Annotated in this window: 14 protein-coding genes and 1 riboswitch; of the genes, 1 reads left to right on the top strand and 13 read right to left on the bottom strand. The window is 55.9% G+C overall.

Annotated features, from left to right (window positions below; translation table 11 throughout):
* Position 1: 1 nt before the first annotated feature.
* The 5 genes from ABJI08_RS10745 to aroA are packed head-to-tail and all read right to left on the bottom strand — an operon-like array spanning position 2 to position 4,091.
* Entirely contained in the window at positions 2–1,027 is a 1,026-nt protein-coding gene (locus ABJI08_RS10745) for an aldo/keto reductase (protein ID WP_348401827.1), read from the bottom strand.
* Complete coding sequence (locus ABJI08_RS10740) at positions 1,008–1,619, bottom strand: d(CMP) kinase (RefSeq protein WP_348401826.1); 612 nt, start codon at positions 1,617–1,619, stop codon at positions 1,008–1,010. The genes ABJI08_RS10745 and ABJI08_RS10740 overlap by 20 nt, the downstream gene beginning before the upstream one ends.
* 58 nt (positions 1,620–1,677) lie before the next feature.
* The gene (locus ABJI08_RS10735) at positions 1,678–2,184 is read right to left on the bottom strand and encodes a hypothetical protein (protein WP_348401825.1); all 507 of its coding nucleotides are present in this window, start codon (positions 2,182–2,184) and stop codon (positions 1,678–1,680) included.
* A 24-nt stretch (positions 2,185–2,208) separates the two neighbouring features.
* Positions 2,209–2,742, bottom strand: coding sequence for a hypothetical protein (locus ABJI08_RS10730; RefSeq protein ID WP_348401824.1), 534 nt, complete (start codon positions 2,740–2,742; stop codon positions 2,209–2,211).
* Positions 2,739–4,091 (bottom strand): 3-phosphoshikimate 1-carboxyvinyltransferase, encoded by a 1,353-nt coding sequence (aroA, locus tag ABJI08_RS10725; RefSeq protein WP_348401823.1) that lies wholly within the window; start codon positions 4,089–4,091, stop codon positions 2,739–2,741. Before aroA ends, ABJI08_RS10730 begins: the two co-directional genes overlap by 4 nt.
* A 165-nt stretch (positions 4,092–4,256) precedes the next feature.
* On the opposite strand from aroA, the gene ABJI08_RS10720 reads away from it, so the two are divergent.
* Positions 4,257–5,072 carry a hypothetical protein gene (locus ABJI08_RS10720; protein ID WP_348401822.1) on the top strand — a complete coding sequence of 272 codons (816 nt, stop codon included), beginning with the start codon at positions 4,257–4,259 and terminating at the stop codon, positions 5,070–5,072.
* On the opposite strand, the gene ABJI08_RS10715 is transcribed toward ABJI08_RS10720, so the two are convergent.
* The 8 genes from ABJI08_RS10715 to ABJI08_RS10680 form a co-directional block, all read right to left on the bottom strand.
* Complete coding sequence (locus tag ABJI08_RS10715; RefSeq protein ID WP_348401821.1) at positions 5,053–5,766, bottom strand: tRNA (guanine(46)-N(7))-methyltransferase TrmB; 714 nt, start codon at positions 5,764–5,766, stop codon at positions 5,053–5,055. The two genes, ABJI08_RS10720 and ABJI08_RS10715, sit on opposite strands and share 20 nt — an antisense overlap.
* A 143-nt stretch (positions 5,767–5,909) precedes the next feature.
* On the bottom strand, positions 5,910–7,091 hold the full coding sequence (metK, locus tag ABJI08_RS10710) for a methionine adenosyltransferase (RefSeq protein WP_348401820.1): 1,182 nt from the start codon (positions 7,089–7,091) through the stop codon (positions 5,910–5,912).
* A 4-nt stretch (positions 7,092–7,095) separates the two neighbouring features.
* A riboswitch (SAM-SAH riboswitch) is annotated at positions 7,096–7,145 on the bottom strand.
* 36 nt (positions 7,146–7,181) lie between these two features.
* The gene (lnt, locus tag ABJI08_RS10705; protein WP_348401819.1) at positions 7,182–8,687 is read right to left on the bottom strand and encodes an apolipoprotein N-acyltransferase; all 1,506 of its coding nucleotides are present in this window, start codon (positions 8,685–8,687) and stop codon (positions 7,182–7,184) included.
* On the bottom strand, positions 8,680–9,567 hold the full coding sequence (locus tag ABJI08_RS10700; protein ID WP_348401818.1) for a hemolysin family protein: 888 nt from the start codon (positions 9,565–9,567) through the stop codon (positions 8,680–8,682). The genes lnt and ABJI08_RS10700 overlap by 8 nt, the downstream gene beginning before the upstream one ends.
* Before the next feature lie 32 nt (positions 9,568–9,599).
* On the bottom strand, positions 9,600–10,100 hold the full coding sequence (gene ybeY / locus ABJI08_RS10695) for an rRNA maturation RNase YbeY (RefSeq protein ID WP_348401817.1): 501 nt from the start codon (positions 10,098–10,100) through the stop codon (positions 9,600–9,602).
* Positions 10,101–10,143: 43 nt separating this feature from the next.
* Positions 10,144–11,151, bottom strand: a complete 1,008-nt coding sequence (locus tag ABJI08_RS10690; protein ID WP_348401851.1) for a PhoH family protein — start codon at positions 11,149–11,151, stop codon at positions 10,144–10,146.
* Positions 11,152–11,314: 163 nt separating this feature from the next.
* Complete coding sequence (locus ABJI08_RS10685) at positions 11,315–11,611, bottom strand: hypothetical protein (RefSeq protein WP_348401816.1); 297 nt, start codon at positions 11,609–11,611, stop codon at positions 11,315–11,317.
* 11 nt (positions 11,612–11,622) lie between these two features.
* On the bottom strand, positions 11,623–12,162 hold the full coding sequence (locus ABJI08_RS10680; protein ID WP_348401815.1) for an OmpA family protein: 540 nt from the start codon (positions 12,160–12,162) through the stop codon (positions 11,623–11,625).
* Between the last annotated feature and the right edge of the window lie 97 nt (positions 12,163–12,259).

Here is a 12,259-nt window from a genome sequence, read left to right as displayed (position 1 = left end):
TTTAGCTGAACCGTTCCGGCCCGACCCATTGCCCTGCGCTGTAGCGATCACCATAGGCCCAGCCAACGGGTAAAACACGCTCGATCTCTGCCAGTTGGGATGCGTCCAAAGTAACGTTGCCACCCTTCACAAGCTCCTCAAAATGCGCAACTGACCGGGTTCCGGGGATGGCAAATACATGCGCGCCCTGCGCCAGAACCCAGGCTACCGCCAGGGATGCTGCGGGCAGCCCCATATCCGAGGCCAGCGCGCGAAAACCGTCTGTCGCTTTGATATTGTTGGAATAATTTGGCTCCATAAAGCGCGGATTCACACGTAGAAAATCAAGGTCAGGAATGCGATCTGGAGAAATCGGCGTGTCTGTCAGAAATGACCGTCCCACCGGACCAAACGCCACCAGGGCCGTGCCCAGCTCTTTGCAGGCTTGCACCAACCCCAGTTCGGGTGCGCGCACGCCAAGTGAATACTCAGACTGAACCGCATCAACGGGATGCTCGGTTGCGGCGCGTCGCAAAGACGACGGGGCAATTTCACTAAATCCGATACCCCGGATCTTACCCTTTTTCACCAATTCCCCCAACGTGCCCGCGACTTCTTCGATGTCCACACCGGGATCACGGCGATGCACATAAAACAGGTCCACATGGTCCGTACCCATGCGCGACAGGCTTTTGTCCAACTCAGTTTCAAGATGCTCCAGGTCATTGCGAAAAATACGTTTTCCGTCGTCGCCGCGTGTTATCGAAGCCTTGGTGGCGATAAACAATCCGTCCCGGGTGGCGGCACCCCGCAAATTTAGAAACATGCCGATCGTGTCTTCTGAACGGCCCATGCCATAGACATTTGCCGTGTCGATATGGGTCACGCCAGCAGCCACGGCAGCGTCCAGAATGGCCAATGAATTCTCTTCATTTGTCGGGCCATAAAAGTTCGCAAACGACATCGCGCCAACGCCCACTGCCGACACGTCTTTGCCCGACTTCCCAAACTTTCGCAGCTTCAATGGATCATCCTTTTCTTTTCGCATCCACCGCCCGCAACGCAGCGGCGATGGCCTGTTCAATGCTCATCACGGACGTGTCGATCTGAACGGCGTCCTGCGCGGGTCGCAATGGCGCCTCGGACCGTTCGCGGTCGCGCTTGTCCCGTTCGATCACGTCTTCCAGAACTTGTGATCGACTGATATCCAAGCCATTGGCCTCTAACTCAAGATAGCGCCGCTCTGCCCGCACTTCGGCACTTGCGGTGACAAACAATTTGGTTTCGGCCTCCGGGCAAATCACAGTCCCGATGTCGCGCCCGTCCAGAACTGCGCCCCCGGCCCGGCGCGCAAATGCGCGCTGGAAATCGACCAGCGCCTGCCGGACATCTGCCAGGACGGCAACCTTGCTGGCCGCTTGTGCAACTTGCGGTGTTCTCAGATCCGGCGCGTCCAAGTCTTCGGCCTGCAAGCTGCGCGCGGCCTCGGTTGCGTCCACACCAGACAATGTTTTTGCTCCAACTGCGCGGTACAGCAATCCGGTGTCCAGATGGGAAAATCCAAAATGTTTGGCCACAGCTTTGGAAATTGTGCCTTTGCCTGCCGCTGCAGGTCCGTCAATTGCGATCGTGAAATTCATGTCATCCGTTGCCTGTTCATGCGGGGTCAATTCCAACCGTATTAAAAAATATCGCGCCCTAAAGAAACCAGCGCCGCACAGCCAGGCGCGCGCCGCCAAACAGCAAAGCTACAGAACAAATCGTCGCCGCCGCGGATTTGCTCAACGTCCAGAATTGGGCAAGCCCGACAAGATTGTCGCTCAGCGCGTCTACAGGCGTGGTCAGCATGACCGAGACCATATAGTTCTCAAGGTAATCTGACGCAGCGCCCAATAAGGCAATAAACCCCAGCCCCATGGCCCAACGGCGCGGAAAAACCAGCTGTAATCCGATGATCAACATTGCTGCAAGCAACGCAGGATAAATGAAATCCAACATGTGTTGAACATCGAGATAAAACACCCGCCCTTCCTCGCTTAGTGCTGTGATAAATGTGCGGGCTTCTTCGGGCGTATATCCAAGAGGTCGCATATCAAACGGCACCAACCCATCGGCCTGCTCCGCGATAAACGGCAAAGACCACAGCACCATCACCAGGTACACCAAAAGTGCAGCGCCAAAGCTGCCCCAAAAGACCTTCGTCATACCGACCTCACCGCGCCTTACGGTTCACGACCGCCCAGAACGCCTGTTCCTGTTCACTGTGGCGCCGATCATGACCGCCAAAAGAGCAAATGCAACCACCAGAACGACATATTTAGAAATGGTGTAGCTTGACGCAAGCGCAACCAGTTTGTCGTCGATCCTCGTAGGGCCAAGGTCAACCATCTCGCCAACCAACGCGTTTTCGGCCAGGTCCATAAGGATAAAGCTGGCCGGCACAATCATCAGTATGACCCGGCTCCATGCGTGAATTTTGCGGGTAGCCCCCCACAAGGCCCAACCCAGCCACAGGCCCAGTAGCGCGGGGAATACCGTATCGATTACGCGCATGGGGCCTGTGTAAAACCGCGCCGACGCCTCTGGCAACGCCGCCAGATACGCCGTCGCCTCGAAATATGTGTACCCGAAAAATCTCAGGTCGAACGGCATCAAGCCAGCATCACCTACAATCAGGTATCGAATGCCAAGTACGATCAGAACGAGATAGGTCACCAGGGTGACAATGCTCAGAAACAGAAGCGACTTGGCGTATCGGGTCACCGATGAGACCTCGTGACATTGGCACCAAGACCCTTGACCAGCGGTTCAAACACCGGAAAGGACGTGGCAATCGGAGCGCCGTCATCAAGGCTGACAGCATTGTTGGCAGCCATGCCCATGACCATGAAGCTCATCGCAATACGGTGATCCAGATGGCTTTCGCACGTGGCGCCGCCGGGAACGTTGCCATGCCCCAGCCCATGCACAACCCACCAATCAGGCCCCTCGTCCACCGTTACACCGTTCAGACGCAATCCGGTGGCCATGGCATCAATGCGGTCGCTTTCTTTGACCCTCAGTTCCTTGACCCCTTTCATCACGGTGTCGCCTTTGGCAAAGGCAGCCACAACGGACAAGACCGGGTATTCGTCAATCATCGAAGCCGCGCGGGCCGGGTCCACGTCGACGCCTTTCAGGTCAGGAGAGAACCGGGCGCGCAAATCTGCCACTGGCTCTCCGCCCTCTTCGCGTTCGTTTTCATAGGTCAGGTCCGCGCCCATTTCGCGCAGCGTCGTAAACAAACCTGCGCGCGTTGGGTTCAACCCGATATTGGGCACCAGAACATCTGACCCCGGCGTGATAATTGCTGCACACACAGGGAATGCTGCGGAACTTGGGTCGCGCGGAACGTCGATGGTTTGCGGTTTAAGCTCGGGCTGCCCGGTCAGGGTGATTACCCGGCCCTCTTCGGTTTCTTCCACCGAAATTTCAGCGCCAAATCCGGTCAGCATGCGTTCGGTGTGATCGCGTGTTGCCTCTTTTTCGATCACGACTGTCTGTCCCGGCGCATTCAAACCCGCCAACAGCACGGCAGACTTTACCTGCGCAGACGGCATAGGCACCACATAGCGGACCGGAACCGGATCAGCTGCGCCGACAATCGTCATCGGCAACCGGCCCTGAGAACGGCCAACGGTTTGCGCACCAAACAAAGCAATCGGGTCTGTCACACGCGCCATCGGACGGCCATTCAGGCTGGCGTCACCAGTGAATGTGGCGGTGATCCCGGACGTCGCCATGGCGCCCATGATCAAGCGCACACCGGTGCCCGAGTTTCCGCAATCAATTACATTCACCGGTTCGGCAAAACCACCAACGCCAACGCCCTGAACGGTCCAGTTTCCGTTCCCGTGATCCGTCACCGTGGCCCCAAAAGCGCGCATCGCGTCGGCTGTTGCCAGCACGTCTTCGCCTTCCAGCAGTCCTGAAATTGAGGTTTCTCCAACGGAGAGTGCCCCCAGGATCAAAGACCTGTGCGAAATGGACTTGTCCCCCGGTACATGCGCTTGGCCTTTCAGCGGGCCGCACGGGTGCGAGGTCATTGGAATCAAGGTGTCGTGGCCGGACATATTTTCAGATTTCCTTCGAACTTTGTTGCTTTTCTGTTAGCGCAACATCCGCCTAGGGTCCATGCCGCGATTTGCCTCGCCTAAACGCAAATCAATCTATCTTGGGTTGCCAGCCTGCGTTACAATTCCCGATTATAGAGAAGCAACTATACGCGAGCGTATACAATGAAAGCCATTGCGGATTTTGCAGCACAAGGCACGACAACATTATTTCAGCCGGAAGACGGACCGCCGACGCCCGAGTCTCCGCTTCAAAAACGTCTGGCCACGCTGGTCGGCGTCGTTGCCTTTGGGCTTCCGATTATAATGGCGCTTGGCGCATTGATCGGCACTGACTGCTTTCGCGATAGCATCAGCCATTTCTACTATGCGCCGTTTCTTGGCCCGGTATTCGTCGGCATGGTGGCGTTCATTGGCGGCTTTCTGATCGCCTATACCGGTGAACACTGGTTGGAAGACCTGGGCGCCACTGTGGCCGGGTTTGGCGCGTTTGCAGTGGCCGTTTTCCCAACATCCGGGCGTGGATGTGAAAAAGCGGACGCGTTTGCGACCCGGCTGTTTGTGGACTACACACATGCGGCAGATCCTGTGCTTGTCACAATAAAGGGGCGCGGCTATTTCCAGCTCTTTGAAAAAGTCGAAGACCTTCATGTCTGGGGGGCGGCGCTGTTGTTTATCTATCTTGGGCTTTATTGCCTGTTGGTGCTGAAACGCATCGTGCCCACACGACACTTGCAGGCCAATGAACTGGTCGCGACCAAACGGCGACGCAACACGCTTTATACGGTGTGTGGTCTCGTCATTTTATCCTGCGTCGCGCTGTTGGGTTGGTATGGCCAAATCGCAAGTACCAGCACTCAAGACGCCTGGAACGCTGCCAACCTGACGTTCATCGTAGAAACTCTCGCGCTCTGGGCGTTTGGCGTAGCCTGGGTGGCAAAAGGGCGCAAGTTCAGCGCGCTTAACGACGCCGGAACGTAAGATAGTGCGGCGTGCGCCCTTCCCGAAAGGCTTTCTGCTCATAGCGTGTTGAAATCCAGTCAGGCCATGCGTCGCGCCAATCCGAAGGAGACTGCGCCAGCCATTCGAACCCTTGTCCCGGGACCTGCTCAAGCGTTTGGCGCACGTAATCGGGAATGTCTGTTGCCACCCGAAAAATGGCGCCGGGTTTCAGCACGCGAGCCAAAGGCGCGATATGGTCGGGGGTGACAAATCTGCGGCGGTGATGGCGTTTCTTTGGCCATGGATCGGGATACAGCAAAAATGCGCGGGAAATGCTCGCATCTGGCAGCACATCAAACATGTCGCGTGCGTCACCGGGATGGACGCGAATATTGTCCGCTCCGGCTTCTCTGATTTTGCCTAACAACATGGCAACGCCGTTGATATAAGGTTCGCAGCCAATAATGCCCACGTCTGGATTTTCCACGGCCTGATGCACCATATGCTCGCCGCCGCCAAACCCAATTTCAAGCCAGACATCGCGGCTGCCAAACAACGCGTTCAGGTCAATGTTTTCGCGGTCGGGGTTTTCTTCCCAACCCACAGCTCCCGGGCTCAGCGCCACCAGATCTTCGTCCAGAACGGCTTCCTGATTTTTACGCAAGCCCTTTCCTTTGAAACGGCCATAGAAATTGCGCCAGGGGGCGCCGGAAGGGTGTTTGGTATCAGTCATAACGCGGACATAAATTCTTGGGCTGGATTTGTCCAACCCGTCGTGTTGATTTTGCAAAGCTGAGTATCCGGGGCATGCGGTTGCACCAAATACACCAAAGCCCGCGTAACGCGGGCTTTGGTCATCAATCGGCTAGAATGTGATCAAACAGCTTTTTTCAGGGTTTCGACCAAATCAGTCTTTTCCCAGCTAAAACCACCATCCGCATCAGGTTCACGGCCAAAATGGCCATAAGCCGCCGTGCGCTGATAGATCGGTTTGTTCAGCCCCAGATGTTGGCGGATGCCCCGCGGGCTCAGATCCATGACCTGACCGATGGCTTTTTCAATATCCGCAGGCGCGACGTCGCCCGAACCATGCGTGTCGGCATAGATCGACAATGGCTGGCTGACACCAATCGCATAGCTGAGCTGAATGGTGCACCGCTCAGCCATGCCCGCAGCGACAACGTTCTTGGCAAGATAGCGCGCGGCATAGGCGGCAGACCGGTCAACTTTTGTTGGGTCTTTACCGGAAAATGCACCGCCACCATGGGGTGCTGCGCCACCATAGGTGTCGACAATAATCTTGCGCCCGGTCAGACCGGCATCCCCATCAGGGCCGCCAATGACAAATTTCCCGGTTGGGTTAACGTGCCATTCGGTTGTATCCGAAATCCAGCCATCGGGCAGAGTTTCACGAATATATGGCTCAACAACGGCGCGCACATCTTCACTGGTCATCGAGACATCAAGATGCTGGGTCGACAACACAATCGACTTCACTCCAACGGGAACGCCGTTTTCATAATGCACTGACAACTGCGATTTTGCATCCGGTCCCAGCGAAGGCTCTACCCCGGATTTCCGCACTTCGGCCAGACGTCGAAGAATGGCGTGGCTGTATTGAATTGGTGCTGGCATCAAGGCTGAGGTTTCAGTTGTGGCATAGCCAAACATAATGCCTTGATCGCCCGCGCCTTCGTCCTTGTTCGCAGCCGCATCCACACCTTGCGCGATATGGGCCGACTGTTCGTGCAACAGGTTGGTCACTTCCACAGTTTCGTGGTGGAACTTGTCCTGTTCATACCCGATGTCTTTGATACAGGCCCGGGTGATGTCTTCGATGCGGTCCATGTATTCGTGCAGTTTGTCCTGATCGGACAATCCCACCTCGCCGCCAATCACAACGCGGTTGGTGGTGGCAAATGTTTCTGCTGCAACTCGTGCTTCTGGTTCTTCCGCCAGAAACGCATCCAGAACCGCGTCGGAAATACGGTCGCATACTTTATCCGGATGACCTTCCGAAACGCTTTCGGAAGTGAAAATATAGTTCTGTCTGCTCATGAAGTGCTCCATTTTTTCTGAAGTCGCCACGCCAGGAAGCCGTTGTGCCGATCTAAGTCCAAAGCGCCTTACGCCTGTGGCGCGATAAGGTCAATCGCTTTCACGGCGCGCGCGCATCAGTAACCCTGTGGTTAGGATTACAAGCAACACGGTCAAAGGCAGATCACCCGTGCGCGTATAGAGCGTTCTCTCTGCTGCGGTGGGCAGTTTGACATCCAGAAACCCATCTTCGTTGAGACCCAATTGCGCAAGCACACGCCCATGCGCATCGATCACAGCCGACACACCCGTGTTGGCCGCCCGCACCATTGGCAGGCCCTGTTCTATGGCCCGCATTCTGGCCTGCGCCAGATGCTGGTAGGGACCGGAAAAGTTGCCAAACCATGCGTCATTCGTGATTTGAAGCAGAAATGCCGGTCGCTCGAAAGAACCGCGCAAATCCTGTGGGAACACCGCCTCATAACAGATCAACGGCAATGCTTTGCCCAAAGGCCCCAAATCCATCAACCGTGGGCCCGGCCCTGCTGAATAGCCGTCACCATGTCGGCTTGCAAAACCACGCAGTCCAAACTGGCTCATCAAATTGCCAAGCGGGATGTACTCGCCAAAAGGGACAAGGTGATGCTTATCATAAGTCTGAGAAACTGAGCCCGATCCATCCAGCAAAACGGCCGAGTTATAGACCCGCTCACCTTGCGCACGATTGATGCCCAGAACGACCGGCACTCCAGCGGCGGCTTCGGCAATCACAGCGAGCGTCGGCGCGCCACGATCTAACAACACAGGGACCGAAGTTTCCGGCCAAATGATCAGGTCCGGACGCTCCTCGCCTAACGCTGTGAACATGACAGAGCGCTTAAAGAAACGCCCCATATGCTCCGGGTCCCACTTCAGATGCTGTGGAACGTTGGGCTGAACCAGACGCACAACAGGTCTGTCAGCGTCACCTTCAGGCGCGTCCGTCATCGGGAAAATGCCGACACCAAGCACAAGAGCCGACGCCGTGGCGCTCAGATAACGCTGTCTACCGGAAGACTGTATCACGGCAGCAGCCCCAATAGCACCCGCGAACAACAACAGGTTGACTCCATGCGGCCCGACCCAGGCAGCCAATTGCCCGCCAAAGCTGTTCGCCAGAACATAAGACGGCATGCCCCACGGAAACCCGCCAAACACATAGGCGCGCGCCAGTTCGGCAAGGGTCAGGAACAACACCACCGGCCACGTTTTAGGGCCGATTTTTCGCGTTGCCCAAAACGCGCTTGCCCAAAACAATGAAAGCCCAACCGCCATAAAGACCAAGGCAAATGGCGCCATCCAACCGTGGCGCACCGGATCCACCAGAAAGGGTTCTACAATCCAGTGTATCGCAACCGCAAAATAACCAGTTCCAAACGCCAGGCCCAACCACAAGGCGTGGCGGGGCGTCGCGCATTTATGCAGGCACCAGAACGCGACGCCAAACCCGAAAAAGGTCAGGACGCTAAGATCAAGTGGAGGGTGTCCCAAGGCTGCCAACACACCACTAAGCAACATCAAAAGGCGCACACGCCAATGGCCAGCAACAGCCCGGCGACGCCCCTCAGTTTCAGCCATCCCGCGCGCCATCCGGCAAAATCACACGCAATCGTTTGATCCTGCGCGGGTCAGCATCGACAACTTCAAATTCGATACCATCAGGCAATTCGACCACTTCGCCACGTGCGGGAACATGCCCGCACAGCATGGACACCAGCCCCCCCAGCGTATCAATCTCTTCAGGGTCGACATCTTCGGAATGTGTCAGCGACCGTCCAATGACAGCTTCAAATTCATCCACAGGCGTTTTGGCAAGCACCAGATAGCATCCGGGCTTTTCTTCGGTCCACAAGTCGGCTTCGTCGATGTCATGCTCGTCTTCGATCTCGCCGATCACCTGTTCAATTAAATCCTCAATCGTGACCAGACCGTCAACGCCACCATATTCATCGATCACCAATGCCATATGCCGCCGCTCGGCTTGCATACGGGTCAGAAGCACACCAATGGACATGGACGGGGGTACAAACAACAAGGGCCGCAGCTCTTGCTTGATCGAAAACCGCCCGCTAGCCCCATTGAACCCGTGTTTCAAGGCAAAGTCTTTGAGATGCACAAACCCGACCGGCGTGTCCAATGTGCCTTCATATACCGGAACCCGCGTCAGCCCGCTTTCACGGAACAGCTGAACAAGGTCGGCTTTGGTGATGGTCGAAGGAACCGAGACGATGTCGGCCTTGGGTATGGCGACGTCTTCAACCCGCATGCGCCGCAGATTGATCATGCCATGTGTTTGCGTTGTCACCGCGGTCGCCGGTTTTAATGTTCCGGGAACTGCATCTGTGTGAACATTCTTGGACCCAAACAGGCGGCGCAATAAGCCACCTTTGTTTGCTGTCTGGCCTTCTGGCTGCGCGCGAAGCGCTGCGTTAGAAGACCCGTCTATACTGTCGCCCATCTTTCCTTTCCACTCGGGGAAACGCCCCTATCCTACGTATATGGGTTAGCTATGCCCATTTTGCCAAGTATCACCACCTCGAGCTGTTCCATCAAAGTGGCATCTTTGTCACGGACGTGATCATACCCCATCAGGTGCAACACCCCGTGAACAAGCAAATGTGTGACATGGTCGCTCATTGGCTTTGACGCGGCTTCTGCCTCGCGTTGACAGGTTTCCCAGGCAATAGCAATATCCCCCAGTTCGACCGGCATATCGGGAAAATCAGGTCCCGGCAGATCGGGAACCGCGCCCGGCTCTGATGCACCACGTTCTTCGGACGGCCAACTCAGAACATTTGTCGGTGCAGGTTTGCCCCGAAAGTCGCTGTTGAGGTCGGCAATCCGCGTATCATCGCAAGCCAGCAAAGCAATTTCAAATCCGTCCGGGTCCAGCGCGAAATGCGTCAGCGCAACGCCCGAAGCGCGCGCGGCCAGAACCTCCAACTCTAAAGAAACCCAACGATCATCTTCAAATACGATATCAATTGTCATTTTAGCTTCATCACCACGCAACTGGTCCGCGCCACCAGACCGGTCATCTTTGTTTGGATGCGTCGGCCTTGTCATATGCCATGATGATGGCCGCAACCAACGGATGCCGCACCACATCTGCTGCCGTAAAGTAATTAAAACTGATACCGCCAATATTTTTCAACAGGCCTTCCGCATCCCGCAGACCCGATGGCACCCCGCGCGGCAGGTCAATCTGGCTTCTGTCGCCGGTGATCACCATCCGGCTGCCCTCACCCAATCGGGTCAGGAACATCTTCATTTGCATGGTTGTCGCGTTTTGCGCTTCGTCCAACACCACAAAGGCATTGCTCAGCGTCCGCCCTCTCATGAAAGCAAGCGGGGCAATTTCGATGCGCTTGTCCTCAATCAGCTTGGCCAATTGCTTGCCCGGCAGAAAATCGTTCAGCGCATCATAAAGCGGCTGCATATAAGGATCGACCTTGTCCTTCATGTCGCCGGGCAAATAGCCGAGCTTCTCTCCAGCCTCAACCGCCGGGCGGCTCAGGATAATGCGGTCAACCTGCCCCTGAATGAACATGCTGACACCGACAGCTACTGCCAGATACGTCTTACCGGTTCCGGCCGGGCCAATGCCAAATGCCAGTTCGTTGTTAAACAGCGACAGCACATAGTCGCGCTGTGCGTCGGTGCGCGGTTCAACCAGTTTTTTGCGGGTCTTGATTTCGACCGAACCACCACGGAACATTTCCAGTTGGTCCCCGTCACGTGCGCCCGTGTCTTGTTCTGACTGGCCCATACGAATTTCGCGGTCAATGTCGCCGGTTTCAACCGACTTGCCAGTCTCCAGCCGCTCATAAAGCGCTGACAGCACCTCTGTCGCTTCGGCCCGGGCCGCTTCTTCGCCGTGAATCGCCAATTGATTACCACGCCGCAGAATCTGCACCCCAACCTTCTGCTCGATATCTGCCAAGTTGCGGTCGTATTCACCACAAAGGTCTATCAACAAACGATTATCCGGGAACTCAACCAAAGACTCGGTTGTCACTTCGGATGTGGGCGGTGGGGTCATCGCACCTATGGTCAATCATGTCTCCTGCACGTTGAGAGTCGTCGTTTATGTGATGGTGCCAATATGCGCAGGGACACGCAAGCGCTGGTCGATGAATTTTACACGACCAGACAAAAAAGACCGCGTACAAGGTGTACGCGGTCTAAAATTGTAACGCTCAAACTCAGATCTGGTCTTTGAACGCCGAACCTTGCTTGAATGGGCCTGTCGCCACGCCGGGAGGCGCCGCACCGGAACACACAGGCTTGCCATACGGATCAAGCCGCTGAGACAAATATCCCTCAACGCCATCATCGATAATCCAGTGGTCACACCCAACCGGGTCCACCCAGATACCAGCAGTCATCGTGCTGATGTGGTCGCTGTCAAAGCCACGATCCACAGTCTTGTCGACCTTGTTGTCACAGGCCGAAACTCCGACACCCAGCGCAAGCACAAGAACACCCTTGATCAGTTTCATGTTGTTCCTCCTCAGCGCAAACAAATGATTTCGACGCGACGGTTTTGCGACATTCCGGCGGCAGTCCGGTTGGTCGCACGTGGCATCCGTTCACCGTACCCACGGATATCTACAACCCGGGCGCCTGTCGAACGGGCCACCTGAGCAACCGCGTTGGCACGGTTGTGGCTCAGACGCATGTTATACGAGTCCGATGCCCGGCTATCGGTGTGACCAGCAATGATGAACGCCGAAGCAGACGCGCTTTGGAAAAACTGTGCCAGCTTCTGTCGGTTCGCCGAATTGATGTAGTATTTATCTGTTGCAAAGAACTGGTCTGAATTCATCACACCACACACGTTCCCGCGCCGACAGACTGGAATGCCCTTACGGTTGACATGTGGGGTCATATACCCTTCAGCGCCATCATCCATTACCCAGTGTTCGCACCCGTCCGGGTCAACCCAAACAGTGGGAATGTATTCTTGCCCCAGAACAGTGCGCTGAGTTTGTGCGACCACAGGCTGGGCGATTGCCGCAATTGCGATGCAGACCGCGGCGACCCCTCCCAAAGCGCCTCGGACTGACTTCCTTAAGTTTTCCGCCACAACTTGATCCTCTCAAAATCCCCCGAAAGTCGATCTCGTGAATCGTATTCGAAATCAAGAC

This window comes from Shimia sp. (assembly GCF_039969785.1).
GTDB lineage: Bacteria > Pseudomonadota > Alphaproteobacteria > Rhodobacterales > Rhodobacteraceae > Shimia.
The sequence above is the reverse complement of the archived record's forward strand: the minus strand, read 5'-3'. Positions and strand labels throughout refer to the sequence as shown.

Bases quoted from the DNA above. Each gene is read 5' to 3' on its own strand.
- ABJI08_RS10745 (WP_348401827.1), bottom strand. From the start codon at position 1,027: ATGCGAAAAGAAAAGGATGATCCATTGAAGCTGCGAAAGTTTGGGAAG.
- ABJI08_RS10740 (WP_348401826.1), bottom strand. From the start codon at position 1,619: ATGAATTTCACGATCGCAATTGACGGACCTGCAGCGGCAGGCAAAGGC.
- ABJI08_RS10735 (WP_348401825.1), bottom strand. From the start codon at position 2,184: ATGACGAAGGTCTTTTGGGGCAGCTTTGGCGCTGCACTTTTGGTGTAC.
- aroA (WP_348401823.1), bottom strand. From the start codon at position 4,091: ATGTCCGGCCACGACACCTTGATTCCAATGACCTCGCACCCGTGCGGC.
- ABJI08_RS10720 (WP_348401822.1), top strand. From the start codon at position 4,257: ATGAAAGCCATTGCGGATTTTGCAGCACAAGGCACGACAACATTATTT.
- ABJI08_RS10715 (WP_348401821.1), bottom strand. From the start codon at position 5,766: ATGACTGATACCAAACACCCTTCCGGCGCCCCCTGGCGCAATTTCTAT.
- metK (WP_348401820.1), bottom strand. From the start codon at position 7,091: ATGAGCAGACAGAACTATATTTTCACTTCCGAAAGCGTTTCGGAAGGT.
- lnt (WP_348401819.1), bottom strand. From the start codon at position 8,687: ATGGCTGAAACTGAGGGGCGTCGCCGGGCTGTTGCTGGCCATTGGCGT.
- ABJI08_RS10700 (WP_348401818.1), bottom strand. From the start codon at position 9,567: ATGGGCGACAGTATAGACGGGTCTTCTAACGCAGCGCTTCGCGCGCAG.
- ybeY (WP_348401817.1), bottom strand. From the start codon at position 10,100: ATGACAATTGATATCGTATTTGAAGATGATCGTTGGGTTTCTTTAGAG.
- ABJI08_RS10690 (WP_348401851.1), bottom strand. From the start codon at position 11,151: ATGACCCCACCGCCCACATCCGAAGTGACAACCGAGTCTTTGGTTGAG.
- ABJI08_RS10685 (WP_348401816.1), bottom strand. From the start codon at position 11,611: ATGAAACTGATCAAGGGTGTTCTTGTGCTTGCGCTGGGTGTCGGAGTT.